This window comes from Paraburkholderia sp. BR10882 (genome assembly GCF_040948855.1).
In the GTDB taxonomy this organism is placed as follows: domain Bacteria; phylum Pseudomonadota; class Gammaproteobacteria; order Burkholderiales; family Burkholderiaceae; genus Paraburkholderia; species Paraburkholderia nodosa_A.
This window is the reverse complement of sequence record NZ_JBFPKP010000008.1, coordinates 227,217-251,936: the sequence shown is the minus strand read 5'-3', so window position 1 is coordinate 251,936 and position 24,720 is coordinate 227,217. Positions and strand designations below refer to the sequence as shown.

Here is a 24,720-nt window from a genome sequence, read left to right as displayed (position 1 = left end):
GCGCCATTGTCCGGATCATGTCGGGATCGAATCGATTCGTCCGACGGATCATCAGGCGTCCTTCGCGCTGCCTGCGTCTTGCCTTTCGGGCTCTTCGGCGTGCCGCCCGGCTTCGCCTTCGGTGCGCGCTTTTGTCGCAGCGTTTTTCGCAGCTTTACGGGCCGCAAACAGACCGAAACCGAGGGCCGCGAGCGCCATGCCCCACCACTGGAGCATGTAGCCGTAGTTGCGCTCGACATCGGTATCCGGCACGGGCCAGTCGCGCACGAGCCCGTCCTTGAAGGCCGGCACGAAGCCGGTTTGCTGGATCACGAACGATTGCAGCGGCAACCCGGTTTCCGCTGCGTAGGAAGCGACGCCGAGATTCTGCCGTATCTTCTGATGCGCTGCAGAGCCACCCGCACCGAGTTCGAACGCACGCGAGGCGTTTGCGCGCGCAATGCCTTCGACTACGACCGGCCCAGGCGGCGTGACATAGGGCGCGATCGCGGTGCGGTCCGCGATGTTGCGCGGCAGCCAGCCGCGATTGACCAGCACGTAGCCGCCGCCTTCGAGTTTAAGCGGCATCACGACATAAAAACCCGGCTGGTCGTTATACGGACGATTGTCGAGATACACCACGCGCTCGGGCAGGAAGGTGCCCGTCGCCCGCACGCGATGGAACTCGATGTCCTTCAGCGCGAGTAGCGTTGCGCCCACCGGTTGCGGCGCAGACGATTCGTACTGCGTGATTTGCGCCTGCAGCGCCTCCTTCTGATGCGCGCGGTCGCGCTGCCAGAAGCCGAGCCGGATCGTCACGGCCATCACGATCAAGATGAGCAGCGTGGGGACGAGCCGGATTTTCATTGGGCACGTCCGATGCGTGACATACCGGTGATCGAACCCCGCGCCACGCAGCGTGGTGCGATAATGAGACAGACGTTTTCAGGCATGCCAAATTCCGTGAACTTCATGCACATACTCGTCCCGGTTGCGTTCGCGCTGATCATCGCGAGCATGATCTCCGCGCTCTACTTCATGGTGCACGACCGGGGCCGCACCAAGCGGATGGTCTGGTCGCTCGCCACGCGCGTGGGCCTTTCCATCTCGCTCTTTCTGTTCATCCTGTTCGCGCACTGGATGGGCTGGATTCAGTCCACCGGGATTCCCTACGGTCGCTGAGCACCGCTGACCGTCACCGAACACCGCCGCGCAAACCGCATTCCGGAAAACACAAGGCGCCGCGCCGACGAGGTCGGGCGGCGCCTTGTTTCTTTCCCGGCTCGCGCGCCGCGGCCTGCGCGGCGCACCCCGCATCACAGCCAGTACACGACGACGTAGAGGCCGAGCCACACCACGTCGACGAAGTGCCAGTACCATGCCGCGCCTTCGAAGGCGAAGTGATGCTCCGCGGTGAAGTGGCCGCGAATGAGCCGGATCATCACGACGGTCAGCATGGTGCCGCCCAGGAACACGTGGAAGCCGTGGAAGCCCGTGAGCAGGAAGAACGTCGAACCGTAGATGCCCGAAGCGAGCGTGAGATTCAGCTCGCCGTACGCGTGGATGTACTCGAACGCCTGCAGGAAGAGGAAGCACACGCCCAGCACGATCGTCGCGGCGAGCCAGGCGATGGCCTTCGAGCGATGGTTGTCGCGCAGCGCGTGGTGCGAAACGGTGAGCGTCGCGCCCGAGGAAAGGAGCAGCGCCGTGTTGATGGTCGGCACGGGCCACGGCGTCATCGAGCGGAAGTGCGAGACCAGCGCTGCGGGACCGTTGTTCGGCCACACCGCGGAGAAGTCCGGCCAGATCAGCCTGTAGTCGAGGCTGCCGAGCTGATGAAGGGCGATCGCACGCGCGTAGAAAAGCGCACCGAAGAACGCGCCGAAGAACATCACTTCGGAGAAGATGAACCAGCTCATGCTCCACCGGTACGACACATCGACGCGCTTGCCGTACATGCCGCCTTCGGACTCGGCGATGGCGTCGCCGAACCAGTGCCACAGCGTGAAGAGCAGCCACAGCAGGCCGACGAGCACACCGATCGGCCCCCACGACTCGCCGTTGATCCACGAGGCGAGCGACCCGAGCATGACCACAAGCCCAATGGACGCGCTGATCGGATGCCGCGACGGGTGCGGTACGAAGTAGTACGGGCTATCGTTTTGGCCGCTCATGCCTGTTTCTCCAGTTTCCAGTTGCACCGGACATCGCCGGCTGCATTTGTCCGAGTGTGTCCTCGTTATTCACTGCTTCGTGCGCAGCGTTGCGCGCACTCGCTCATCCCACCACCGCGTGCACGATCAACAGCAGCACGACGATGAACAGCACTGCGCCGATGATGCCCGCGATGATCAACTGCACGGGGTGCAGGTTCGCCGCGTCGTCTTCGAGGTCGGCGCGCTTGCGCACGCCGAGAAAGGACCACGCCACCGCTTTCATCAACTGCAGGATGCCGCCCTTCTTCTTCGCCGGCCCCGCTCCGCCATGTTCGTCACTCATGCGCCTTTCGCCTCCTGGCATCGTTGACTTCGGCGCTGAAGGCTCACGCGCCCGCCGATTGCTTCGGCGGCGGCGGCACAGCCGGCTTGTTCAGCTCGAAGAACGTGTACGACAGCGTGATCGTCTTCACGTCTTTCGGCAGCTTCGGGTCGATCACGAACACCACCGGCATGCGCTTGGTCTCGTTCGCCTTCAGGACCTGCTGCGTGAAGCAGAAGCATTCGATCTTGCGGAAGTACTCCGTCGCCTGCTTCGGCGCGTAGCTCGGAATGGCCTGCGCGTCGATCGTGCGTCCTTCGTTGTTCGAAATGTCGTACATCACCGTCATGACTTCGCCCGGATGCACGTCGAGGCTCGTCTGCTCCGGCTTGAAGCCGAGCAGCCCGCGTGCGTTCGCGTCGAACTCCACCGAGATCGTGCGTGTCATGTCCACCTGCGTGTTGCGCGCCTCGCGCTCCGTGGCGTCGCGCTGCACCAGGTTGTTGATGCCTGTGACCTGGCAGATCGCTCGATACATCGGCACCAGCGCAAAACCGAAACCGAACATGAGCAGCGCCACCACGGCGAGCTTGATGAGCATCGACCGGTTGAATGCACGATCATTTCCAGCTTGCGTGGACATCGAACTTCCTCGAACGATCTTCCGGCAAACGCCCTGCGCGTCAGTGGCCGGGGAAATACACCTGCTTGACGACGGCCGCCACAAAGAAACCGACTACGACAACCAGCAAAATCAGGCCGAGCCGTAGATTGCCCGCGCGAATCTGCTCAGGCGTGCGTCTTTTTTGTGGGTCCCGGGTCATGCGTTCAGCGCGGCTGGCCGCGGCTTCTCCTTGCATCGTGAATCGCCTCTCGTACGTGCTCCGATGAAGACTGCGTGAAGACCGCGTGCTTCGTTCGCGTCCGGCTGCGCACAGCCGGACGCCACCCACTCGACGGGTTACTCGACCGTCGGCGGGTTCTCGAACGTGTGGAACGGCGCCGGGCTCGGCACGGTCCACTCGAGGCCCGTTGCGCCGTCCCACGGCTTGTCGCCGGCCTGTTCCAGCTCGCCGCCGCCGCGATACGCGGGCAGCGCGACAAAGAACAGGAAGTACACCTGAGAAAGCCCGAAGCCGAAGGCGCCGATCGTGATCACCTGGTTCCAGTCGGTGAACTGGGCCGGATAGTCGGCATAGCGTCGCGGCATGCCGGCCAGGCCGACGAAGTGCATCGGCAGGAACGCGAGGTTGAAGAAGATGAGCGAGCACCAGAAGTGGATCTTGCCGCGCGTCTCGTTGTACATCCAGCCGGTCCATTTTGGCGCCCAGTAGTACCACCCTGAGAACAACGCGAATAATGACCCCGCCACCAGCACGTAGTGGAAGTGCGCCACCACGAAGTAAGTGCCGTGATACTGGATGTCGAGCGGCGCCATGGCGAGCATCAGGCCCGAGAGACCGCCGAACGTGAACACGATCAGGAAGCCCACGGCCCACAGCATCGGCGTTTCGAACGAGAGCGAGCCGCGCCACATCGTGGCGACCCAGTTGAACACTTTCACGCCCGTCGGCACGGCGATCAGCATCGTCGCGTACATGAAGAAGAGCTGGCCCGTGACCGGCATGCCGGTGGCGAACATGTGGTGCGCCCAGACCATGAACGAGAGAATCGCGATCGACGCCGTGGCGTACACCATCGAGCTATAGCCGAACAGCGGCTTGCGCGAGAACGCCGGAATCACCTGCGAAACGATCCCGAACGCCGGCAAGATCATGATGTAGACCTCGGGGTGCCCGAAGAACCAGAAGATGTGCTGGTACATCACCGGGTCGCCGCCGCCGGCCGCATTGAAGAAGCTCGTGCCGAAGTGGCGGTCGAACAGCAGCATCGTGATGGCGCCCGCGAGCACCGGCATCACGGCGATCAGCAGGTAGGCGGTGATGAGCCACGTCCACACGAACATCGGCATCTTCATGAGCGTCATGCCGGGCGCGCGCAGATTCAGGATCGTCACGACGATGTTGATACCGCCCATGATCGACGAGGCGCCCATCATGTGCAGCGCGAAGATCGCGAAGTCCATGCCCGGGCCCATCTGCGTGGAAAGCGGCGCGTAGAGCGTCCAGCCCGCGGCGGTCGCGCCGCCCGGCGAGAAGAACGAGCCGACCAGCAGGCAGCCGGCGGCGGGCAGCAGCCAGAAGCTGAAGTTGTTCATGCGCGCGAACGCCATGTCCGAGGCGCCGATCTGCAGCGGAATCATCCAGTTCGCGAAGCCCACGAACGCCGGCATGATCGCGCCGAACACCATGATGAGACCGTGCATCGTGGTGAGCTGGTTGAAGAACTCGGGGCGCATGATCTGCATGCCCGGCTCGAACAGCTCCGCACGAATGGCGAGCGCCATGACGCCGCCCGAGAGGAACATCACGAACGAGAAGAGCAGATATAGCGTTCCGATGTCCTTGTGATTCGTCGCGAGCAGCCAGCGGCGCCAGCCGTGGGGCGTGGCGTGCGCGTGGTCGCCGTGCACGTGACCGTGCCCGCCAGCTACATCGTGTCCGATGCTAGACATGTCTTATCTCCTGTCGGTCCGAAGTTGGCGCTTTGGCGCCTGACTCCAGCCCCATGCAATTGAAATGCTGAAGCGAATTGCTTTTGCGTCTCTTGCTGCTTGTTCTTATGGCGCGGGCCCGTTCAGGCCGCCGCGCTGATCTCCACCCGACGCGCTTCTTTCGCGTTCGCGCCGCCCGTGATCGTTTCCGGCTTCTTCAGAATGATGTGGTCTTCCGCAATGCCTGCCGCCTTCATCGCGTCGCGCACTGCTTGCGCCCGGTGCCTGGCGAGGTCGGCGTTCGTGCTGGCGTTGCCGCTCGAATCGGTGTAGCCCGACAGCGTGAACTTCGCGTCCGGATGCGCCTTCGCGTAGTCGGCTGCCGCCTGGATGGCGTCCTTCGCGTCGGCGGGCAGCGTGCTCTTGCCCACTTCGAAGTAGACGCTCGCCGGCAACGCGGCTGCGCTCGGCGCCGCTGCGCCCGACGCCTGATCCGCGCCGCTTGCGGGGGCCGCGCCGCTCGCCGCGCTCGCTTCGGCCGCCCCGCTGGCGGCTTCCGCGCCGCTTGCCGCGGCCGCGCCGCTCGCACCGCCCTCGCCCGCTGCCGCCGTCGTGCCGCCGCCCTCGGGCATCTTGCCGTTACGCGCGTCGGCCACCTGACGCGGCTGCAGAATGTCGCCGGTGTGGTTGCCCCACGAGTTGCGCTCGAACGTGATGACCGATGCGATCTCGACGTCGTTGAGCGTCGGCGCCCATGATGGCATGGCGTTCTTGCCGTGCAGGACGATGCTCACGTGCTCCGCGAGCGGACCCTGAACGACCTTGCTGCCGTCGAGCGCCGGGAACGCGCCCGCGCCCTTGCCGGTGGGCTGGTGGCACACCGCGCAGTTCGAGTTGTAGATCTTTTCGCCGCGCTCCTTGAGCTCGGCCAGCGTGTAGGTCTTGTTCGGGTCGTCGTTGGCAGAGGCCATCTTTGCCTTTTGCGTATCGACCCACTTCGCGTAGTCCTCGTCGGAGAGCACCTCGACGACGACCGGCATGAACGCGTGCTCCTTGCCGCACAGCTCGGTACAGAAGCCGCGATAGGTGCCGACCTTGTCGGCCCTGAACCACGTGTCGCGCACGAAGCCCGGAATCGCGTCCTGCTTCACGCCGAACGCGGGCACGTACCACGAGTGCACGACGTCGTTGGCCGTGGTGATGACGCGGATTTTCTTGTTGACCGGCACCACGAGCGGATTGTCGACTTCCTGCAGGTACGTATCGGTGATCGGCACGCGGTTGTTCACCTCGGAGCGCGGCGTGCTGAGCGTGGAGAGGAAGTTGATGCCTTCGCCCGGCCCCTTCACGTAGTCGTAGCCCCATTTCCACTGGTAGCCCGTGACCTTTACGGTGAGGTCGGCGTTGGAGGTGTCCTTCATCGCGACGACGGCCTTGGTGGCGGGCAGCGCCATCAGCACGACGATGATGAACGGCACCACCGTCCAGATGATTTCGACCGTGGTGCTCTCATGAAAGTGAGCGGCCTTGTGGCCCTTCGCCTTACGGTGCGCGTAGATCGAATAGAACATGACGCCGAACACGCCGACGAAAATCACGACGCACAAGAGCAGCATCATCATGTGGAGGCTGTAAAGCTCTTCGGCGATGCGCGTGACGGGCGGCTGGAAATTGATCTCGTTGACCGCAGGGCCGCCTGGGCTGTCTCCGACTGCGAGTGCCGCGCCGGCGACGAGGAATCCGCTGCACGCCAGCACGCCCTGGAGGGCTCGCTTGATTGTTTTCATAGCTTCCTTACCCATAATTTCCATTCAAACCCTCGACCCCGCAGGAAGGTTTTGCAACCAGGGCGCCCCCTGGGACGCTCGTACCGCCAACCGGCAAGCTCACGCGCCGCGCATCAAGGCGCGCGCGCAAGCCAGGCACGCAGTTCCCGCGCGAACTGCGCACGCCGATATTGCGGCAGATGCAACCCGACAGCGACCGCCTGACCGCGGGACACGAGACGCACCGGGTCGCGTGGGGTCGCGCCCGGCTCGACCCGGACCCAGCGGGGATTGAATTCGAACTGCGTGAGCGCGTCGGCGCTCATCTGTTCGATCACCAGCCGGTTCGGATAAAGCCTGATACGTTCGTAATCGACAGCATGGCGCGCATAGATGACAAAAGCGCCGCCTACTACCAACAGATCGATACCGGTAAACGGCAAAACCAGCCAGGCGCCGTGGATCAACAACAGAACGGCGATCGCGATGGAAACCAGCGCCAGCGAAACATAGAAGAACACGAATTGCCTGGGCGAAACCGAACAGTTGCGCTTCATGATCCAGTCTTTCAGGACCGGTTCCGGACTCGCCAGCAGATCAGACGCCTGCATCGCTCGCTTCCCCCACTTGCAACTTCGCCAGACTATCGCCGCGTCGCGCCTCGCACAACTACGGGAACATCTGGACTTGCCACAACGGAATTTGGGGACCCTTCCGCGCAGCAAACTGACGCATTATAGGCGCGATCCCCAGCCCTCACAAGCAAGGCCCAATCGCCCGCGAGCCCATACCAGACGGGCTTTACAGCGATTTTTCAAGCATTTCCCCAGGGCTTTTCCGGCGCTAATTTCAGGCATAACGAAAGCCCCCTTACCACGTTACCGATTCCTTGCAGGACCCCGGCCGATGTCTTCGATGCGCACGATGCCATGGCCTTCGGCGGTCGTGCGCGGCACGGCCTTCCACGCGTGGCCGTAGATGATCTCGAAGGTCAGCGGGATCGTGCCCGCGTGCGGACCGTCCGTGCAGCGGCGCGCCTCGAGCGCCGCCACGAGCGCACGGTGCAGGCGCCGCGCGGTGCCACCGTTCTCACTGTCGCCATCGCCGTTGCGCTCGAACGGATACGCGCCCCAGCGGCGCACGTCGGCGAGCAGCTTCTCCGGCGTCTTGTAGGTGATGGTGAGCGTTTCCTGGTCCATGACCGGAATCTCGAAACCGTTCTCGACGAGCATGTCGCCGAGATCGTGCATGTCGACGAAATCGATGACGTGCGCGCGCGTCGGCACGCCGTGCGCGGCTTCGACTTCGGCGAACGCGCCGCGCAACTCCTTGAGCGTGTCGGGGCCGAGCGTGCTGAACATGAGCAAGCCGTTGACCTTAAGCACGCGCTGCCACTCGCCGAACACGAGGTCGGGGCGCGGATGCCAATGCAGTGCGAGATTCGACCACAGCAGCTCGAACGCACCGTGCGCGAACGGCAGTTCGGCGAAGTCGGCCTGCGCAACCCGCGGACCGCGCGAGCCGAGCGCGCGTCCAACCGATGCAGGCAGGAAACGCCGCCAGCTCGTGTCGGGGGCGTCGTGCTCGCGGGCACGGCGCAGCATGGCGAGGGAGAGATCGGTGCCGAACACGGGCGCTTCGGGAAAGCGCTCGCGCAAGCCGGGCAGGTCGTCGCCCTGGCCGCACGCGATGTCGAGCACGGCCGCAGGTTTCACCTTGATGTACTCGAGGCGCTCGCGCATGCGTTGCGCGATTTCACGCGGCAGGAAGGCAACGTCGTCGAAAGTCGCCGCACGGCGATCGAAGATGCGCCGCAGGTGCCGGGTGTCATAGTCCGGACGGCCAGTTCTTGCGGGAGACGGGGACATGTCGGTCGTATTGGCGAAGTCTGCGAAGTATACTCGCTCACTCCTTTCCTTTCAGTCACGCGAGCCCGCTGCCCGGGCCGTCCTTCGATGCCGCCGCGCTCTTCTTCACGTGATGCACGCAATGCAGCGGGCGTCACACCGCCCGCTTCGCACCGCACTCGTCTTGCGGGCGTTGCGCGCGTCTGTCGAAAAGCGCGGGCGCTGCCGTCACAGCTTGCCCACTTCGTGCTGCCCAATCTGTGCCCATTATGCGGCAATTTGACGCGAGCCACGCTCTGTGTGTGCTGCGATGCCGCGTACTGGAATGAGCCGCGCCTGCGCTGCACGGTCTGTGCGATGCCGCTCGCGCACAGGCGCGGTTCGGCGGGACGCGCACGCTACCGCTGCGAGGCCTGCACCGACGCACCGCCTGCGTTCGACGCCACGCTCGCGCTCGCCGATTATCGCGCGCCGCTCGACCTGCTCGCGCGTGGCCTGAAGTTTCGCGCGCGCCTCGCACTCGGCGAGGAATTTGCGCGACGCCTGGCGCTGGCCGCATACGATATGTGCGATGAGCACGGCATGCCGGAGATCGTCGTGCCGGTGCCGCTCTCGCGCGAACGCCTGATCGAGCGCGGCTACAACCAGGCCTGGCAGATCGCGCGGCCGCTCGCGCGCCGGTTGGGCACGCCCGCGGACGCCACGCTCGTACGACGCATCCTGCATACGGCGCCGCAATCGAAGCTCGATCGCGAGACGCGCCGCCGCAACGTCGGCCGGGCCTTCGCGCTCGCGCGGCCGCTTGCCGGCCAGCACGTGGGCGTGGTCGACGACGTGATGACCTCGGGCGCCACGCTCGACGCGCTCGCGCATACGCTCAAGGCCGCGGGCGCACGGCGCGTGACCAATTTCGTCGCGCTGCGCACGCCGAAAGACTGATCGGCCTCACACTATTCAAGACATCGAGAGAGTTTCATCGTCATGTTCAACGTCGTTCTCGTCGAACCCGAAATTCCGCCAAACACGGGCAACGTGATCCGCCTGTGCGCGAACACCGGTGCGCGGCTTCATCTGATCGAACCGCTCGGCTTTCCCCTCGACGACGCGAAAATGCGCCGCGCGGGCCTCGATTACCACGAGTACGCGCAGATGCACGTGCACGCCGACTGGGACGCCTTCATCGCCAAGGAAGCGCCGGACCCGTCGCGCATGTTCGCGTTCACGACGCGCGGATCGGGCCGCTTTCATGCGCATGCGTTCCAGCCGGGCGACTGGTTCGTGTTCGGCGCGGAAACGCGCGGCCTGCCCGACGCGGTGCTAGAGCGCTTTGCGACGCCACAACGCGTGCGCCTGCCGATGCGACCCGGCAATCGCAGCCTGAATCTCTCGAACACAGTTGCGGTCGTGGTGTTCGAAGCGTGGCGTCAAGCGGGATTCGAAGGCGGCGAATGACGCGGGTACGTTGTACCGCGTCGCCCTACGCCCTGCCGCGCGCCGCAAGCTCACGCTCGTAGCGCGTGAGCATCGCATTGTCGAAGCAGGCGAAGATCACGTGTTCGAGCGTCGGATATTTCGATAGCTCGTCGATCACGGTCGATACCGCAATCGCCACGGCCTCGTCGGCAGGAAAACGGTAGACGCCGCAACTGATTGCCGGAAACGCGATGCTCGTCACGCCGGCCTCGCGCGCGCACTCGAGTGAGCGCCGGTAGCAGGACGCGAGCAGATGCGCTTCGTCACGGCCGCCGCCGTACCAGACGGGGCCCACGGTGTGGATGACGTGTTTGACGGGAAGGCGATAGCCGCCGGTGATTTTGGCGTCGCCGGTCGGGCAGCCGTTCAGCGTCTCGCATTCGCGCAGCAGGTCCGGCCCGGCGGCGCGATGAATCGCGCCGTCCACGCCGCCGCCGCCGAGCAGCGATTCGTTCGCGGCGTTGACGATCGCATCGACCTTCAACGTGGTGATGTCGACGGCCTGCGCTTCGATGCGGCAGTTTCCGATGGTCAGCATACGGTCCTCCTTTGCGATCCGGCCCACGCAAAGCGTGCTCAAAACCTGGCGCAGCAGGACCGAAGCGCCCTACTCCGCCTTCGCGTCGCGCCGCAGCAGCGCGCTCACGGCGTCGCGCGGCGTGACACCGTCGAACAGCACGGCGCATACCGCCTGGGTGATCGGCATGTCGATGCCGTGCGCGCGCGCGAGTGCCAGCACGGCCTGCGCGCAGCGCACGCCTTCGGCCACGTGACCGAGTGCGGCGAGGATATCGTCGAGCGTGCGGCCGCTCGCGAGCTGCTTGCCCACGGTGCGGTTGCGCGAGAGGTCGCCCGTGGCGGTGAGGATGAGGTCGCCGAGGCCGGTCAGCCCCGTGAAGGTCTCGGCACGCCCGCCGAGCGTGACGCCAAGGCGCGTCATCTCGGCGAGACCGCGCGTGATGAGCGCCGCGCGTGCGTTCAGGCCGAGGCCCAGACCATCGGCAATGCCGGTCGCGATCGCGAGCACGTTCTTGACCGCGCCGCCCACCTCCACGCCGACCACGTCGTCGCCGGTATAGATGCGCATCGCGCGGTGATGGAACGCAGCGAGCGTGCGCTCGCGACAATCGGCGGAGGCGCTCGCCACCGTCAACGCGACAGGCAGGCCCTCGCCGACTTCGCGCGCGAAGCTCGGCCCCGAAAGCACGCCGTTGCTCGCATGGCCCGGCAGCTCGGCCGCCACGACCTGATGCGGCATCAATTGCGTTTGCGCTTCGAAGCCCTTGCAGAGCCAGACGAAGTGCGCGGGCACGCGGCCCATGTCGCGCAGTGTGCAAAGCATGCCGCGCAGGCCGGCCACGGGCGTAGCGAGCACGACGAGATCCGCCTCGCCCGACGCATGGTCGAGCGCGGCGGCAAGATCCGTTTCGTATTCGAGATTGCTGGGCAGCGCGACGCCCGCGAGGTAGCGGGCGTTTTCGTGCGTCTTGCGCAAGGTGTCGACGAGCGCGCCATCGCGCGCCCACAACAGCGTGTGATGCGCCTGGGCGAGATGCCCTGCCAGCGCGGTGCCCCACGCTCCGGCGCCGAGAACGGCGATGTTCATTCCGATACTCCGCACCGGTAGTTCGTGGAAACGATCAACGTACGCTTTAGTGCGTTGCGCTGCTTGCGCCGTCTTGCTGGGCGAGTTGCTGCAGGCGTTGCTCGTAGAGCGCCTGGAAGTTGATCTCGGCCAGGTGGATCGGCGGGAAGCCCGCGCGCGTGATCGCGTCGGCGATATTCGAGCGCAGGTACGGGAACAGGATGGTCGGGCATGCGATGCCGACGAGCGGATCGACCTGTTCGGCCGGGATGTTGCGGATGTCGAAAATGCCGGCTTGCTTGGCTTCGATCAGGAACGCAACCTTGTCCTTGACCTTGGCCGTGACGGTGCCGGTGACGATGATCTCGAACACCGATTCGGCGAGGCGCTCGGCCTTGACGTCGACTTCCACTTCGACCGAAGGCATGTCCTGCTCAAGGAAGATGGCCGGCGAATTCGGCTGCTCGAGCGACATGTCCTTGAGGTAAATGCGCTGGATATTGAAGAACGGCTGGTTGTTCTCGTCAGACATGGTGTATGGCTTCCCTGATTGAATGGATCGCGGCGGCATCCTCGTGACATCTCAGCGTCCCGAAAATGCGCCGCGCTACGGCAATGAACGGCAACAGGCCCGCGCAAGCCTCACTGGCTCGCGCGGGCCGAAACCCTGCGTCGCTACGTCACGCTGCGCAGCCCGCCTGCGGACCGAGGCCGCAAGGCTATCGGGCTGCGAATCAGGCCTTGAATCCGCCCGTAACCTCAGGCGGCTTCGAGCAGCGGCATCAAGCCGCCCGCACGGTCGAGCGCGGAGAGGTCATCGTAACCGCCCACGTGCGTCTCGCCGATGAAAACCTGCGGCACGGTACGCCGGCCGGTGCGCGTCATCATCTCTTCGCGCCGCGCCGGGTCCCGGTCGATCAGCACTTTCTCGATGTGTTCGACGCCGCGCGACTTTAAAAGACGCTCGGCCATCTGGCAATACGGGCACACCTGGGTGCTGTACATGACCACTTTGCTCACTTCGAACCTCCTTGTTTCACGACCGGCATACCGGCCTGCTGCCAGGCGTTCACGCCGCCGTCCAGCACGTGGACTTCGGCAAAACCGGCGTCCTTCACGAGGCGCAGCGCCTTGTGCGACTGCTGGCCCGTCTGGCAGACCAGCAACACCGGGTTGCTCTTGTTCTTCACGAGCTGGCCGATCTTCGTCTCGAGTTCGCCGAATTCAACCTGGCGCGCCGAGGGCAGATGACCCTTCGCGAACTCACCCGCGGGACGCAGGTCGACCACCACCGCGTTGCGGCGGTTGATGAGCTGCGTCGCCTCGGCGGTGGAAACCCCGCCGCGGCCGCCGCGCTTGAGCGTCGGCCAAAGGAGCAACCCTCCTGAGATGAGGACGATCGCGATGAGTACAAGGTTGATGTAATTGGTGAAGAACGTCACGGAGGGGCCGCCGGAAAAAGGGAAAGTCGGAGAAATCGTGCGAAATCGGATTCGGACAATCCGCTCATTATAAAATAACCGTTTGTCGCAGGGTTACCGCCCCCCAGCCCGGGCGTGCCACCCGCCGGACCTGGACCGCCGCCATGGCGCTGCTGCCGTGTTGCGTCTTCCGTCCCCGATTACCGCTTCCTTCACTACCGACCGGCATCCTCATGTACAAACTCGTACTCATCCGCCACGGCGAATCGACCTGGAACAAGGAAAACCGTTTCACCGGCTGGGTGGACGTCGACCTCACCGAGCAGGGCAACCGCGAAGCGCAGCAGGCAGGCCAGCTGCTCAAGGAGTCCGGCTACACGTTCGACATCGCCTACACCTCCGTGCTCAAGCGCGCGATCCGCACGCTCTGGCACGTGCAGGACCAGATGGACCAGATGTACCTGCCCGTGGTCCACTCGTGGCGCCTGAACGAGCGTCACTACGGTGCGCTTTCGGGCCTGAACAAGGCCGAAACGGCGGCCAAATTCGGCGACGAGCAGGTGCTGGTCTGGCGCCGCAGCTACGACACGCCGCCGCCGGCGCTCGAGCCGTCCGACTCGCGCACGTCGTACAACGACCCGCGTTACGCCAAGGTGCCGCGCGAGGAACTGCCGCTCACCGAGTGCCTGAAGGACACGGTCGCGCGCGTGATGCCGATCTGGAACGAGTCGATCGCGCCGGCCATCAAGGCGGGCAAGAAGGTGGTAATCGCCGCGCACGGCAACTCGATCCGCGCGCTCGTGAAGTACCTCGACAACATTTCGGATGACGACATCGTCGGTCTGAACATCCCGAACGGCGTGCCGCTCGTCTACGAGCTGGACGAGAGCCTCAAGCCCATCAAGCACTACTATCTGGGCGACGCCGAAGCCATCGCGAAGGCGCAGGCCGCCGTTGCGAACCAGGGCAAGAAGGCGGGCTGAGGCTTGGTGCTTCCCTTCATCGGCCGCATCCTGGCCATGCCTGGTTGATTCAGGAAGCCGCCGGTCCGTCGGGCCGGCGGCCTGTCCGCAGGCCATGCCCTCCCGCCACGCGAAGCGCCGCGCGGCTTCGCCCCGGCACTCTGGCCGCGATGGAATTCGTTGCACATTCCCCTTTTCTGTCTCTTTCCGGGCCTGTCTGGCAGGATTGCCAGCGCACTGCCAGCACCGTGCCAGAAGCAAAATTGCGGCACACGGTTTGCGAACCTGGCGGCTGCGGCACTGTCTTAGTCCCCATCGTACGCGCCATATACACAGCCACGGCGGGTGTGCAGTTATACTTGTCCGTCGCTTTTCCAATAGACGCTGCCACGCGCCTTTTCGACCGCACGCAACATACTCTATGCGAAAGAACCTGAAAAACATCGGCCTGATCGCCGCTGGCCTCGCGACCGGCGTATTTGCCACCCTGCAGATTTCCGCCGAGGCGCAGCAAACCCAGCAGACGGTCGTAGAACCGCTGCCGCTCGACCAGCTGAGGCTCTTCGCCGAAGTCTTTGGTCAAATCAAGCATGAGTATGTCGTGCCGGTGGACGACAAGAAGCTCCTCACCGCCGCCATCAAGGGCATGGTGTCGAGCCTCGACCCGCACTCGTCGTATCTCGACAAGACCGATTACCAGGAACTCCAGGAGCAGACCAAGGGTCGCTTCGCGGGCCTCGGCATCGAAATCTCGTCGGAAGACGGCCTGATCAAGGTCATCTCGCCGATCGAAGACACGCCCGCCTACCGCGCCGGCATCCGTCCGGGCGACCTCATCACGCGCATCAACGACAAGCCGGTGCGCGGCATGACGCTCGACCAGGCCGTCAAGCAGATGCGCGGCGACCCGGGCACGAAGGTCACGCTCACGATCTTCCGCAAGACCGACGACCGCACCTTCCCGCTCACCATCACGCGCGCCATCATCAAGGTCCAGAGCGTGAAGTCGAAGATCGTGCAGCCGGGCTACGCGTATATCCGCATCACGAGCTTCCAGGAGCGCACGGTCCCCGACCTCGCCCAGAAGCTGCAAGATATCGCGCGCCAGGAGCCGAACCTCAAGGGCATCATCCTCGACCTGCGCAACAACGGCGGCGGCCTGCTGCAAAGCGCCGTCGGCGTTGCGGGCGCGTTCCTGCCGCCGGATTCGGTCGTCGTCTCGACGAACGGCCAGATCCCGGACTCGAAGCAGGTCTACCGCGACACCTACGAGAACTACCGCCTGCCGTCGTTCGACGGCGACCCGCTCAAGGGCGAGGCGGCCGAGTTCAAGACCGTGCCGATGGTCGTGCTGACCAATGCCTACTCGGCGTCGGCCTCGGAAATCGTGGCGGGCGCGCTGCAGGACTCGAAGCGCGCGCTGATCGTCGGCAAGACGACGTTCGGCAAGGGCTCGGTGCAGACCGTGCGCCCGATGACGGCCGACACGGCGCTGCGTCTCACCACGGCGTACTACTACACGCCGAGCGGCCGCTCGATCCAGAACAAGGGCATCCGTCCTGATATCGCGGTCGACCAGTACGCAGACGGCGATCCGGACGACGCACTCGTCACGCGCGAAGTGGACTACCAGAACCACCTCGCCAACACGCAGGATCCGGACGAGAAGAAGGAGCAGGAAGTGCGCGAGCAGGAGCGCATGGACATGCTGCGTCAGCTCGAAGAGCAGAACGACAAGAAAACGCCGGATCAGCGCCAGAAGGATCGCGAGCGCAAGCCGGTCGAGTTCGGTTCTACCGACGACTACATGCTCCAGCAGGCGCTGAACAAGCTCCAGGGCAAGCCGGTGGCCGAATCGAAGTCGCCGATGGAGCGCCGCCTCGCGCAGCAGAAGCCGCCGACCTCGGCTTCCGCGCCGATCGCCGTGAAGCCGGGCGCGCTCATCATGGCGCCGGCTCCGGGCTCCGCCGCGCCGGCCTCCGCTCCCGCGCCGGCGAAGTAACACGCCGTACCGCCTCGCGACCCGTGCGCCTCGTGCGCCGGTCGCGAGGCCGCCCCTCCTCCAGCCGCTGGCGTCGTTACAATAACGGCACGGTATTTCCCCGGCGCGCGCTCCCCCATTCAGGGCCATTCAGGCTCTCGAGTCCATCGCAGCGCCATCGAACCAGCGCATCGCGATGAACGACGACCAACTCCTTCGCTATTCCCGCCATATCCTCGTCGACGAGATCGGCATCGAGGCGCAGCAGCGCTTTCTCGACGCGCATGCGATCGTCGTGGGCGCGGGCGGCCTGGGGTCGCCCGCGGCGATGTATCTCGCGGCCTCGGGCGTGGGCACGCTCACGCTCGTCGACAACGACACCGTCGACCTCACCAACCTGCAGCGGCAGATCATGCACGAGACGGCTTCGGTCGGCCGCGCGAAGGTCGAGTCGGGCCGCGACGCCATCGCGCGCCTGAATCCCGAAGTGAAGGTGATCGCGCTGCAAACACGCATCGACGATGCGTGGCTCGACGCGCAGGTGCCGGGCGCGACGGTCGTGCTCGACTGCACCGACAACTTCGCCACGCGCCACGCCATCAACCGCGCGTGCGTGAAGCATGGCGTGCCGCTCGTCTCGGGCGCGGCGTTGCGCTTCGACGGACAGATCAGCACGTTCGACTTCCGCGACGACGCCTCGCCGTGCTACGCCTGCGTGTTCCCGGAAGATCAGCCATTCGAGGAAGTGGCGTGCTCGACGATGGGCGTATTCGCGCCAACGGTTGGCATCATCGGCGCGATGCAGGCGGCCGAGGCGCTGCGCGTGATCGGCGGCATCGGTACGCCGCTCGTCGGGCGGCTCATGATGCTCGACTCGCTGCGCATGGAGTGGAGCACGATGCGCGTGGCACGGCAGCCGGATTGCCCGGTGTGCGGCGAGCGTCTCCGGCACGCCTGAGGCCCGCGCGAGCCAAGGCAAGAAAAAAGCCCCGGACATGCCGGGGCTTTTCGCATTTTCGCGTATCAGCAGGTGCACGCTCAGGCCTGGGCCACACGCTGCAGCGCGGCCTGCAGCTCCTCGGGCTCGTAAGCGGCCAGCACCTCCGCCACCGGTTTTTCCAGCGTCTTGAGCTGCGAGCGCAGGATCTCCTGCTTCACCACGAGCAACTGGCTCGGGTGCATCGAAAACTCGGTAAGCCCCATGCCGAGCAGCAAACGCGTGAACGACGGGTCGCCCGCCATCTCCCCGCATACCGAAACGGGCACGCCCGCACGCTTCGCCTCGCGCAGCGTATGCGCGATCAGCTGCAGCACGGCCGGATGCAGCGGATCGTACAGGTCGGCCACCGCGTTGTCGGCGCGGTCGATGGCGAGCGCGTACTGGATCAGGTCGTTGGTGCCGATCGAGAGGAAGTCGAGACGGCGCAGGAACATCGGCAGCGCGAGCGCGGCCGCCGGAATCTCGATCATCGCGCCGACCTGGATGTTGGGATCGTAGGCGAGGCCCGCGTCGTCGAGCTGGCGCCTGGCCTCGCGGATCAGGTCGAGCGTCTGGTCGATCTGCTGCGCGTGCGCGAGCATCGGAATCAGGATCTTGACCGAACCGAACGCCGAGGCGCGCAGGATCGCCCGCAACTGCGTGAGGAACATCTGCGGCTCGGACAGGCTCCAGCGGATCGCGCGCAGGCCGAGCGCCGGGTTCGCCGCCGTCTCGTAACCGTCGCCCGCATTCATGGCGTCGAGCGGCTTGTCCGCGCCCACGTCGATCGTACGGATCGTCACGGGCAGCCCGTTCATGAGCTCCACCGCGCGGCGGTAGGCGGCGAACTGCTCGTCCTCCTCCGGCAAGTGGTTCTTGTGGTTCATGAACAGGAACTCAGTGCGAAAGAGGCCCACGCCCGTCGCGCCCGAGTCGAGCGCGGCCTGCGCGTCGTCGGGCAGCTCGATGTTCGCGTACAGCTGGATCTTCGCGCCGCATAGCGTTTGCGTCGGCGAGAACTTCAGGCGCTGCAGCTTGCGCCGCTCGAGCGCCATCTCGCTTTGACGGTAGGTGTACTCCTCGAGCACGATCGGCGCGGGATCGACGATCACGATGCCGTGGTCGCCGTCGACGATGATGAGATCGTCCTGGCGGATCAGCGCGCTCGCCTGCTGCACGCCCACCGCGGCCGGGATGCCGAGGCTGCGCGCGACGATCGCCGTGTGCGAGGTGCGGCCGCCCAGATCGGTGACGAACCCCTGGAAGGTTTGCCCCTTGAACTGCAGCATGTCGGCCGGCGCGATGTCGTGCGCGACGACGATCATCTCGTCGCAGCCGCCGTGCAGCGAAGGCGGCATGGCGCCGGCGAGCGACTTCAGTACGCGCTCCACGACTTGCTCGATATCGGCCTTGCGCTCGCGCAGGTACTCGTCCTCCACGTCGTCGAAGTGACGCGAGAGGCGTTCGAGCTGTTCGGTAAGCGCCCACTCCACATTGAAGCGGCGCGTGCGGATGAGATCGATGGTCTCCTGTACGAGCATCACGTCGTTCAGGATCATGAGGTGCACACCGATAAATGCGCCCATTTCGGAAGGGGCGTCGGCGGCGAGATCGGCGCGCAGCGTGTCGAGTTCGTGCTCCACGGCCTGCAGCGCCGCGCGAAAGCGCACGATTTCGTCTTCGATCTGCGCGTGCTCGATGAGGTAATGGTCGACGTCGAGCGCAGCCGGAGCGATCAGGTACGCTCGCCCGATGGCTATACCGCGTGATACGGGAATTCCATGCAGCGTGAACGGCACGCGCACCTCCTCTGGTTATTTGATGCTGCGGCAAACCGCTGCAATGCGCTCTCTCAGACCCCGGCGATGATTATAAATTCCAGCGCGGCGGAATGTGGCCATGCGCACCTGTGCGCGCATGACTGCGGCGTTGTGCAGCAGTCGCCGCCCGCAAACAAAAACGCCGCGGCAAACCGCGGCGTTCCGAGCAAGGCGCAATGACCACGCGCGTCTTACTGGCCTTCGCCAAACTTATCGGCGATCAGCTTGAGCAGCGCGCTCATGGCGTCGGCCTCGTCCGGGCCTTCGGTTTCGATCATCACCGTGCTGCCGATGCCCGCCGCCAGCATCATGACCCCCATGATGCTCTTGGCGTTGATGCGGCGGCCGTTGCGGCTCATCCAGATTTCCGACTGATAGTTGCCTGCGAGCTGCGTCAGCTTCGCCGACGCCCGCGCGTGCAGGCCGAGTTTGTTCACGATGGTCGTTTCTTGTTGCAGCATAGGTCGATCCGGACGCGGTGTGTGGAAGTGAGCTTGGGTTGTTTCGCTGTGCCTTGTTGTTGGCTTTCGCTGGCGCGCCGCCGGCTCAGGTGCTGCCAGCCGGCCTGAACACGCCCGCCGCAACGCCGCCGGTGCAAGCCGCGCCGCGCGTCGCGGCTGCTGGCTGGCTCGCGCTCTGGCCGGCTACCGGATTCGCGGCCTGCTTTGTCGCCTCCGCAGTGGTTTCGGTGCAGGGCGTGGGCGGGCAAGCGCATTCGCTCGCAGGAGCAACGGGCGGCATGGTCGGGCCGATGGTCTGCACGCCCTTGCTCGCGCCGGCCAGCGCCTTTTCGACCAGCGTGTCGAGCGGCGTTGCCCGGTAGCACACGGCACGCACCAGCATCGGCAGATTCACGCCGGCCAGCACGCGCACCTCGGGCACCGTGGCGAGGCGCGCCGCGATGTTCGAAGGCGTGGCGCCGAACATGTCGGTCAACACGAGCGCGCCGTTTTCTTCGCGCAGGCGCTCGATCTCCGAATTCGCCTTGGCGACCACTTCAGCCGGGTCGCTGTCGGGGAGCACGTCGAGCGCGCCGATGCGCGCCGGACAACCGCCATAGATATGCGCGATGCACTCGCGTAGCGCGGTGGCGAGCGGTGCGTGCGCAATGATCAGAATCCCTGCCATGTCAGCTTGACTGCAAAAAACGGCTCCGGTTGATGCTCGGACGACCCCGTAGATCGCGTCCTGCAGCGCCAACCCCGCAGCCAGCCGTGAGCTCGCAGGGTCGGAACACGCGCCGCGCGGCAGCCAAAGCGTCTCGTCGACGCCCGCCTGCCAGCCCGGAACGCGGGCTCGCGGCATTGTAGCAGGGTCATTTTCGCGCACGCGAGGCGGTTCTGCTCACAGCGGCGACAGATATCGCGCGCGATTCACAGGCTCCGCGTACGCGCTCGACCTTTCGTGGTCCAAAACTGCCCGCCAGTCAAGGTCTGGAGGGGGCGCCTGCCCTGCAAGGCGTCCACAATCGGCAAATGCAGCCATACGCGAGGCTTTCAAGTCCGCGCTCCAGGTGCGGGCTTCAAATGCGCCCGGTCCCCGTTTCGAAAGCAGATTCAGGCCGCCGCGCGCTCCAGCGCGTCGATGAACATCGCGGCCACGTCGAAGCCCGTCTGCTCCATGATTTCGCGGAAACACGTCGGGCTCGTGACATTGACCTCGGTGAGCCAGTCGCCGATGGCGTCGAGCCCGACAAGCAGCAGGCCGCGTGCCGCGAGCGTCGGGCCGAGCGCTTTGGCGATCTCCATGTCGCGCCCGGTGAGCGGCTGCGCGACGCCGAGCCCACCCGCCGCCAGATTGCCGCGCACTTCATTGCCCTGAGGAATACGCGCGAGCGAAAACGGCACCGGCTCGCCGCCGATAAGCAGGATACGCTTGTCGCCGGCCTTGATTTCGGGGATGAACTTCTGCGCCATCACGCTGCGCGCCCCGTCGTGACTCAGCATCTCGATGATCGAGCCGAGGTTCATGCCGTCCGCCTTCACGCGGAACACGCCCATGCCGCCCATGCCGTCGAGCGGCTTGAGGATCACGTCCTGGTGCTCCTCATGGAACTTGCGCAGGCGCGCCGCGCTGCGCGTGACGAGCGTCGGCGCGACGAACTGCGGAAATTCGCCGATGGCGAGCTTCTCCGAGTGATCGCGAATCGACTGCGGCTTGTTGAAGATCTTCGCGCCCGCGCGCTCGGCGATCTCCAGCAGCCACGTCGACGTGACGTACTCCATGTCGAACGGCGGGTCCTTGCGCATGACGACGGCGTCGAAGCCGGTGAGCGCGCGCGCATCGGCCGTGGCTTCGAACCACGTTTCGCGATGCAGGTCCGCCGTATCGCCGATGATCGTGAAGCGCCGCACGTCGGCCTCCACCTGGCCGTTCACCCATGCGAGGTGCCGAGGCTCGCACGCGAAGAGCCGGTGGCCGCGCTTCGCGGCCTCGGCCATCATCGCGTAGGTCGAGTCCTTGTAGATCTTGAACCGCTCGAGCGGATCGGCGATGAAGAGAATGTCCATATCGTCTCTGCCTTGTCCCTGTCCTGTCGCTGCTTGACGCCTGGCATGGCGCCTGGTGTGGTGCCTGCTTTCATGACGGCAACGCCCGCACGGTGGCGGGCGCTGCGTTCGATTGTGTGAAGGATGACGGCTGGATCAGACCTGGATCGCTTCGGGGTCGGTCTTCTCCAGCTCGACCGAGGCCGCCAGCAAGCCGAGCCGCGCCACCACGCCGTACATGTAAAAGCGGTTCGGCGGCGCCGCCCCCGCTTTCGCGCGCGTGTCGGGCAGCGCCGTGTGCTCGAAGCCGAGCGGCACGAAATGCATGCCCGGCGCGTTCAGGTTCTGGTCGCGCTCGCGGCTGCCGTGCGCGCGGTAGAAGCCGCCCACCACATAGCGGTCGATCATGTACACGACCGGCTCGGCCACTTCGTCGCCGATATGCTCGAACGTATAGACGCCTTCCTGCACGATCACGTCGTGCACTTCCAGCCCGTCCTTCGTGGCCGACATCTTCGCACGTTCGCGCTTCGTGAGTGCGGCGACCTCCGAGGCATCGTGCACCGTCATCACACCGCGGCCGTCCGTGCCGGCATCGGACTTGATGACGACATAGGGCTTTTCGGTGATGCCGTACTCGCGGTACTTCTTCGCGATCTTCTTGAGCACGGCGTCGATGGCGGTCGCGAGCGGCTCCTCGCCCGTGCGCGCCTCGAAGTCCACGCCTTCCACGTGCGCGAAGTACGGATTGATCATCCACGGGTCCACGCCCACCATCTTCGCGAACTTCTTCGCCACGTCGTCATAGCAGGAGAAGTGCGTGGACTTGCGGCGCACCGCCCAGGCGGCGTGCAGCGGCGGCAGCACGTACTGCTCGTGCAGGTTTTCGAGCACGGGCGGAATGCCGGCCGAAAGATCGTTGTTCAGCAGGATCGAGCACGGGTCGAAGTTCTTCAGGCCGAGGCGCCGCTGCGAGCGCTCGAGCGGTTCGAGCACGATCTTCTGGCCGTCCGCGAGCGAGATCGTGACCGGCCCGGCGATCGTGTCGTCGAGGGTGCCGAAACGCACGTTCAGGCCCGCCTGGCGCATGATCGTGGCGAGCCGCGCGACATTCTCCAGATAAAACGCGTTGCGCGTGTGCATCTCCGGAATCACCAGCAGGTTCTTGGCGTCCGGGCAGATCTTTTCGATGGCGGCCATGGCCGCTTGCACGGCGAGCGGCAGCACTTCCTGCGGCAGGCAGTGGAAGGCGCCGGGAAAAAGGTTGGTGTCGACGGGCGCGAGCTTGAAGCCGGCGTTGCGCAGGTCGACCGAGGCGTAGAACGGCGGCGTGTGCTCCTGCCATTCGAGGCGGAACCAGCGCTCGATGGCCGGCGTCGCGTCGAGGATGCGCTGCTCCAGTTCGAGGAGCGGGCCATTCAACGCCGTAACCAGATGCGGGACCATAAGGGGTGACTCGCGGACGAAATGCTTTGATTGTAGGGAAACCGGTCGTTTATCTGGGGACGATTGCGCCAGTTGCAAGACGGGATTGCCCTCGTGAATCCCCGTCATGAATTCCCTGGGCGCGGTAGGGTCAATCGAGCGTTTCGCGCGCGCGGATATTCAAGCCGGATATCCATTCTGGACCGCCCGCGCCGCCCGGCGCAATTGGGCACACGGATTGAAGGGGCACTATGCGAACGCGCGTGCGCGGCGCTTATTCCCCCTTCCGCGGGAGCAAAGCCCACACCCGGCGCCGCAGCGCGCAAAAGAAAAGGGCCCGCCGAAAAGGCGGGCCCAGGTCGCTGCTTACTGCCCTGCTAGATCAAACCGTCTAACGCGGCGCGCTTATTCCACGCGTTCGCCATGCAGCACCACGTCGAGACCTTCGCGCTCTTCTTCTTCCGAAACGCGCAGGCCCATCACCATGTCGATCACCTTCAGCAGGACGAAGCTCACCACGCCGCTATAGATGAGGGTCGTGAGCACGCCCTTGGCTTGCAGGATGAGGCTGCCATCCGCGCCGCCGATGTCCTTCACCGCGAACACGCCGGTCAGCAGCGCACCGATGATGCCGCCGATGCCGTGCACGCCGAACGCGTCGAGCGAGTCGTCATAGTTGAACTTGTGCTTGAGCCACGTCGCCGACCAGAAGCAGACCACGCCCGCCACCACACCGATCACGATTGCGCCCAGCACGCCGACGAAACCCGAAGCCGGCGTAATGGCCACGAGACCTGCAACGGCGCCCGAAGCGATACCGAGCACCGACGGCTTGCCCTTCGCGATCCACTCCGCGAACATCCAGCCGAGCGCGGCGCAGGCGGTAGCGATTTGCGTCGTGAGCATCGCGAAGCCGGCACGGCCGTCAGCCGCGACTGCCGAACCCGCGTTGAAGCCGAACCAGCCCACCCACAGCATGGCCGCACCCATCAGCGTGAGCGTGAGATTGTGCGGAGCCATCACTTCGCGGCCATAGCCAACCCGCTTGCCGAGCACGAGACAGCACACGAGGCCCGCGATACCGGCGTTGATGTGCACGACCGTGCCGCCCGCGAAGTCGAGGATGCCGGCGCTGGCGAGCCAGCCCGTCGGCTCCCACACCATGTGCGCGATCGGCGAGTAGACGATGACCGACCACAGCGACATGAACACGAGCATCGCCGAGAACTTCATGCGATCGGCAAACGCACCGGTAATGAGCGCCGGCGTGATGATCGCGAACGTCATCTGATAGACGAAGTACACGGTCTCGGGGATGGTCGGCGCGAGGTGGCTCACGGTAAGCGTCGTCGCCTTGTCGCCCTTGATGTAGTTCATGCCCTCAAGGAAGATGCGCGAGAAGCCGCCGATGAACGAGCCGCCCGGCGTGAACGCGATCGAGTAGCCGACCACCGTCCAGATCACCGTGACGACGCAGGTGATCGCGAAGCTCTGCATGAGCGTCGAGAGCACGTTCTTCTTGCGGACCATGCCGCCGTAGAAGAGCGCGAGGCCCGGGATCGTCATGAACAGCACGAGCGCGGTGGAGGTCAGCATCCACGCGGTGTCGCCGGAGTTGATCTTCGACGAATCGACCGAGAACGGCGCGGTCGGTGCGGCGGGCGCCGCGGCTGCGGCGGCAGCCGATGCGTCGGCCGGGGCGCTTGCGGCGGCGGCCGGGGCGCTGGCTGCTGCTGCCGGGGCCGAAGCCGCGTCGGCTGCGGGCGCCGAAGCCGGGGCGGCTGCGGACGCATCGGGCGCCGAAGCGGTGGTGGCCGGCGCGGAGGCCGCGGCGGGCGCGGATGCGTCGTCCGCCAGCGCGGCGCCGACGCCGCCGGCCAGCAGCGAGCCGGCCATCATCAGGGACATCAAAAGTTTGCGCATCTCGGTTTCCTCTTTCCTCTTGTCTCGGTCTCTTTAGG

26 protein-coding genes are annotated in these 24,720 nt (G+C 65.3%); 6 read left to right on the top strand and 20 right to left on the bottom strand.

All coding sequences use genetic code 11. From position 1 onward, the window contains the following. Window positions 1-51 precede the first annotated feature (51 nt). Window positions 52-846, bottom strand: a complete 795-nt coding sequence (locus tag AB3X99_RS21900) for an SURF1 family protein (RefSeq protein WP_368618108.1) — start codon at window positions 844-846, stop codon at window positions 52-54. Between the two features lie 105 nt (window positions 847-951). Between AB3X99_RS21900 and AB3X99_RS21895 the strand changes: the two genes are divergently transcribed. Next, the gene (locus AB3X99_RS21895; protein WP_368618186.1) at window positions 952-1,161 is read left to right on the top strand and encodes a twin transmembrane helix small protein; all 210 of its coding nucleotides are present in this window, start codon (window positions 952-954) and stop codon (window positions 1,159-1,161) included. A 134-nt stretch (window positions 1,162-1,295) separates the two neighbouring features. Here AB3X99_RS21895 and AB3X99_RS21890 read toward each other — a convergent pair whose 3' ends face one another. The 8 genes from AB3X99_RS21890 to AB3X99_RS21855 all read right to left on the bottom strand — a co-directional run bounded on the left by AB3X99_RS21890 (window position 1,296) and on the right by AB3X99_RS21855 (window position 8,645). Further along, the gene (locus AB3X99_RS21890) at window positions 1,296-2,153 is read right to left on the bottom strand and encodes a cytochrome c oxidase subunit 3 (RefSeq protein ID WP_069264937.1); all 858 of its coding nucleotides are present in this window, start codon (window positions 2,151-2,153) and stop codon (window positions 1,296-1,298) included. A gap of 103 nt (window positions 2,154-2,256) precedes the next feature. After that, complete coding sequence (locus AB3X99_RS21885) at window positions 2,257-2,478, bottom strand: DUF2970 domain-containing protein (RefSeq protein WP_069264939.1); 222 nt, start codon at window positions 2,476-2,478, stop codon at window positions 2,257-2,259. Window positions 2,479-2,521: 43 nt separating this feature from the next. Then, the gene (locus tag AB3X99_RS21880; protein WP_069264941.1) at window positions 2,522-3,100 is read right to left on the bottom strand and encodes a cytochrome c oxidase assembly protein; all 579 of its coding nucleotides are present in this window, start codon (window positions 3,098-3,100) and stop codon (window positions 2,522-2,524) included. 40 nt (window positions 3,101-3,140) lie between these two features. Beyond that, window positions 3,141-3,281, bottom strand: a complete 141-nt coding sequence (locus AB3X99_RS21875) for a cytochrome oxidase small assembly protein (RefSeq protein ID WP_368618185.1) — start codon at window positions 3,279-3,281, stop codon at window positions 3,141-3,143. A gap of 137 nt (window positions 3,282-3,418) precedes the next feature. Then, on the bottom strand, window positions 3,419-5,032 hold the full coding sequence (gene ctaD, locus AB3X99_RS21870; protein ID WP_069264943.1) for a cytochrome c oxidase subunit I: 1,614 nt from the start codon (window positions 5,030-5,032) through the stop codon (window positions 3,419-3,421). A gap of 122 nt (window positions 5,033-5,154) precedes the next feature. Continuing rightward, window positions 5,155-6,822, bottom strand: a complete 1,668-nt coding sequence (gene coxB / locus AB3X99_RS21865; protein ID WP_368618107.1) for a cytochrome c oxidase subunit II — start codon at window positions 6,820-6,822, stop codon at window positions 5,155-5,157. A gap of 89 nt (window positions 6,823-6,911) precedes the next feature. Then, window positions 6,912-7,388, bottom strand: a complete 477-nt coding sequence (locus AB3X99_RS21860) for a DUF2244 domain-containing protein (RefSeq protein ID WP_069264947.1) — start codon at window positions 7,386-7,388, stop codon at window positions 6,912-6,914. A 267-nt stretch (window positions 7,389-7,655) separates the two neighbouring features. Further along, a complete protein-coding gene (locus tag AB3X99_RS21855; RefSeq protein ID WP_069264950.1) occupies window positions 7,656-8,645 on the bottom strand; it encodes a methyltransferase domain-containing protein in 990 nt (329 codons plus the stop codon). Window positions 8,646-8,732: 87 nt separating this feature from the next. Between AB3X99_RS21855 and AB3X99_RS21850 the strand changes: the two genes are divergently transcribed. Then, a complete protein-coding gene (locus AB3X99_RS21850; protein WP_368618106.1) occupies window positions 8,733-9,563 on the top strand; it encodes a phosphoribosyltransferase family protein in 831 nt (276 codons plus the stop codon). A gap of 42 nt (window positions 9,564-9,605) precedes the next feature. Next, window positions 9,606-10,076 carry a tRNA (uridine(34)/cytosine(34)/5-carboxymethylaminomethyluridine(34)-2'-O)-methyltransferase TrmL gene (gene trmL / locus AB3X99_RS21845; RefSeq protein ID WP_069264956.1) on the top strand — a complete coding sequence of 157 codons (471 nt, stop codon included), beginning with the start codon at window positions 9,606-9,608 and terminating at the stop codon, window positions 10,074-10,076. A gap of 25 nt (window positions 10,077-10,101) precedes the next feature. Here the strand turns inward: trmL and AB3X99_RS21840 are convergent, their stop codons facing one another. From AB3X99_RS21840 to AB3X99_RS21820, 5 genes are all read right to left on the bottom strand, one after another. Further along, window positions 10,102-10,635: an O-acetyl-ADP-ribose deacetylase gene (locus AB3X99_RS21840; protein ID WP_342949542.1), complete on the bottom strand. Its 534-nt coding sequence runs from the start codon at window positions 10,633-10,635 to the stop codon at window positions 10,102-10,104. Window positions 10,636-10,704: 69 nt separating this feature from the next. Beyond that, the gene (locus tag AB3X99_RS21835; protein ID WP_069264958.1) at window positions 10,705-11,703 is read right to left on the bottom strand and encodes an NAD(P)H-dependent glycerol-3-phosphate dehydrogenase; all 999 of its coding nucleotides are present in this window, start codon (window positions 11,701-11,703) and stop codon (window positions 10,705-10,707) included. A gap of 46 nt (window positions 11,704-11,749) precedes the next feature. Continuing rightward, on the bottom strand, window positions 11,750-12,214 hold the full coding sequence (gene secB / locus AB3X99_RS21830; protein ID WP_042270084.1) for a protein-export chaperone SecB: 465 nt from the start codon (window positions 12,212-12,214) through the stop codon (window positions 11,750-11,752). A 227-nt stretch (window positions 12,215-12,441) separates the two neighbouring features. Then, window positions 12,442-12,702, bottom strand: a complete 261-nt coding sequence (grxC, locus tag AB3X99_RS21825; RefSeq protein WP_042270085.1) for a glutaredoxin 3 — start codon at window positions 12,700-12,702, stop codon at window positions 12,442-12,444. Next, window positions 12,699-13,124: a rhodanese-like domain-containing protein gene (locus tag AB3X99_RS21820; RefSeq protein ID WP_042270087.1), complete on the bottom strand. Its 426-nt coding sequence runs from the start codon at window positions 13,122-13,124 to the stop codon at window positions 12,699-12,701. The genes grxC and AB3X99_RS21820 overlap by 4 nt, the downstream gene beginning before the upstream one ends. A gap of 212 nt (window positions 13,125-13,336) precedes the next feature. Between AB3X99_RS21820 and gpmA the strand changes: the two genes are divergently transcribed. The 3 genes from gpmA to AB3X99_RS21805 all read left to right on the top strand — a co-directional run bounded on the left by gpmA (window position 13,337) and on the right by AB3X99_RS21805 (window position 17,004). After that, window positions 13,337-14,086: a 2,3-diphosphoglycerate-dependent phosphoglycerate mutase gene (gene gpmA, locus AB3X99_RS21815; RefSeq protein ID WP_069264960.1), complete on the top strand. Its 750-nt coding sequence runs from the start codon at window positions 13,337-13,339 to the stop codon at window positions 14,084-14,086. A 400-nt stretch (window positions 14,087-14,486) separates the two neighbouring features. After that, window positions 14,487-16,067: a S41 family peptidase gene (locus AB3X99_RS21810; protein ID WP_342949544.1), complete on the top strand. Its 1,581-nt coding sequence runs from the start codon at window positions 14,487-14,489 to the stop codon at window positions 16,065-16,067. Window positions 16,068-16,242: 175 nt separating this feature from the next. Next, on the top strand, window positions 16,243-17,004 hold the full coding sequence (locus tag AB3X99_RS21805; protein WP_368618105.1) for a ThiF family adenylyltransferase: 762 nt from the start codon (window positions 16,243-16,245) through the stop codon (window positions 17,002-17,004). Window positions 17,005-17,084: 80 nt separating this feature from the next. Here the strand turns inward: AB3X99_RS21805 and ptsP are convergent, their stop codons facing one another. From ptsP to AB3X99_RS21775, 6 genes are all read right to left on the bottom strand, one after another. After that, on the bottom strand, window positions 17,085-18,824 hold the full coding sequence (ptsP, locus tag AB3X99_RS21800) for a phosphoenolpyruvate--protein phosphotransferase (protein ID WP_069265236.1): 1,740 nt from the start codon (window positions 18,822-18,824) through the stop codon (window positions 17,085-17,087). 212 nt (window positions 18,825-19,036) lie between these two features. Continuing rightward, a complete protein-coding gene (locus tag AB3X99_RS21795) occupies window positions 19,037-19,306 on the bottom strand; it encodes an HPr family phosphocarrier protein (RefSeq protein ID WP_042270095.1) in 270 nt (89 codons plus the stop codon). A gap of 85 nt (window positions 19,307-19,391) precedes the next feature. Beyond that, window positions 19,392-19,973 (bottom strand): PTS sugar transporter subunit IIA, encoded by a 582-nt coding sequence (locus AB3X99_RS21790; RefSeq protein WP_368618104.1) that lies wholly within the window; start codon window positions 19,971-19,973, stop codon window positions 19,392-19,394. 428 nt (window positions 19,974-20,401) lie between these two features. Continuing rightward, window positions 20,402-21,355, bottom strand: a complete 954-nt coding sequence (gshB, locus tag AB3X99_RS21785) for a glutathione synthase (RefSeq protein ID WP_368618103.1) — start codon at window positions 21,353-21,355, stop codon at window positions 20,402-20,404. Between the two features lie 135 nt (window positions 21,356-21,490). After that, a complete protein-coding gene (gene gshA / locus AB3X99_RS21780) occupies window positions 21,491-22,780 on the bottom strand; it encodes a glutamate--cysteine ligase (protein WP_069264972.1) in 1,290 nt (429 codons plus the stop codon). A gap of 384 nt (window positions 22,781-23,164) precedes the next feature. After that, window positions 23,165-24,682, bottom strand: coding sequence for an ammonium transporter (locus AB3X99_RS21775; RefSeq protein WP_368606415.1), 1,518 nt, complete (start codon window positions 24,680-24,682; stop codon window positions 23,165-23,167). Between the last annotated feature and the right edge of the window lie 38 nt (window positions 24,683-24,720).

Excerpts from the sequence above, each read along its gene's own strand:
- AB3X99_RS21855 (WP_069264950.1), bottom strand. The coding sequence starts at position 8,645 with ATGTCCCCGTCTCCCGCAAGAACTGGCCGTCCGGACTATGACACCCGG.
- gshA (WP_069264972.1), bottom strand. The coding sequence starts at position 22,780 with ATGGTCCCGCATCTGGTTACGGCGTTGAATGGCCCGCTCCTCGAACTG.
- AB3X99_RS21885 (WP_069264939.1), bottom strand. The coding sequence starts at position 2,478 with ATGAGTGACGAACATGGCGGAGCGGGGCCGGCGAAGAAGAAGGGCGGC.
- gshB (WP_368618103.1), bottom strand. The coding sequence starts at position 21,355 with ATGGACATTCTCTTCATCGCCGATCCGCTCGAGCGGTTCAAGATCTAC.
- AB3X99_RS21840 (WP_342949542.1), bottom strand. The coding sequence starts at position 10,635 with ATGCTGACCATCGGAAACTGCCGCATCGAAGCGCAGGCCGTCGACATC.
- AB3X99_RS21805 (WP_368618105.1), top strand. The coding sequence starts at position 16,243 with ATGAACGACGACCAACTCCTTCGCTATTCCCGCCATATCCTCGTCGAC.
- AB3X99_RS21775 (WP_368606415.1), bottom strand. The coding sequence starts at position 24,682 with ATGCGCAAACTTTTGATGTCCCTGATGATGGCCGGCTCGCTGCTGGCC.
- coxB (WP_368618107.1), bottom strand. The coding sequence starts at position 6,822 with ATGGAAATTATGGGTAAGGAAGCTATGAAAACAATCAAGCGAGCCCTC.
- AB3X99_RS21875 (WP_368618185.1), bottom strand. The coding sequence starts at position 3,281 with ATGACCCGGGACCCACAAAAAAGACGCACGCCTGAGCAGATTCGCGCG.
- AB3X99_RS21795 (WP_042270095.1), bottom strand. The coding sequence starts at position 19,306 with ATGCTGCAACAAGAAACGACCATCGTGAACAAACTCGGCCTGCACGCG.
- ctaD (WP_069264943.1), bottom strand. The coding sequence starts at position 5,032 with ATGTCTAGCATCGGACACGATGTAGCTGGCGGGCACGGTCACGTGCAC.
- AB3X99_RS21860 (WP_069264947.1), bottom strand. The coding sequence starts at position 7,388 with ATGCAGGCGTCTGATCTGCTGGCGAGTCCGGAACCGGTCCTGAAAGAC.
- AB3X99_RS21810 (WP_342949544.1), top strand. The coding sequence starts at position 14,487 with ATGCGAAAGAACCTGAAAAACATCGGCCTGATCGCCGCTGGCCTCGCG.
- gpmA (WP_069264960.1), top strand. The coding sequence starts at position 13,337 with ATGTACAAACTCGTACTCATCCGCCACGGCGAATCGACCTGGAACAAG.
- AB3X99_RS21850 (WP_368618106.1), top strand. The coding sequence starts at position 8,733 with ATGCCGCCGCGCTCTTCTTCACGTGATGCACGCAATGCAGCGGGCGTC.
- secB (WP_042270084.1), bottom strand. The coding sequence starts at position 12,214 with ATGTCTGACGAGAACAACCAGCCGTTCTTCAATATCCAGCGCATTTAC.
- AB3X99_RS21790 (WP_368618104.1), bottom strand. The coding sequence starts at position 19,973 with ATGGCAGGGATTCTGATCATTGCGCACGCACCGCTCGCCACCGCGCTA.
- AB3X99_RS21890 (WP_069264937.1), bottom strand. The coding sequence starts at position 2,153 with ATGAGCGGCCAAAACGATAGCCCGTACTACTTCGTACCGCACCCGTCG.
- AB3X99_RS21880 (WP_069264941.1), bottom strand. The coding sequence starts at position 3,100 with ATGTCCACGCAAGCTGGAAATGATCGTGCATTCAACCGGTCGATGCTC.
- trmL (WP_069264956.1), top strand. The coding sequence starts at position 9,606 with ATGTTCAACGTCGTTCTCGTCGAACCCGAAATTCCGCCAAACACGGGC.
- AB3X99_RS21895 (WP_368618186.1), top strand. The coding sequence starts at position 952 with ATGCACATACTCGTCCCGGTTGCGTTCGCGCTGATCATCGCGAGCATG.
- AB3X99_RS21835 (WP_069264958.1), bottom strand. The coding sequence starts at position 11,703 with ATGAACATCGCCGTTCTCGGCGCCGGAGCGTGGGGCACCGCGCTGGCA.
- AB3X99_RS21900 (WP_368618108.1), bottom strand. The coding sequence starts at position 846 with ATGAAAATCCGGCTCGTCCCCACGCTGCTCATCTTGATCGTGATGGCC.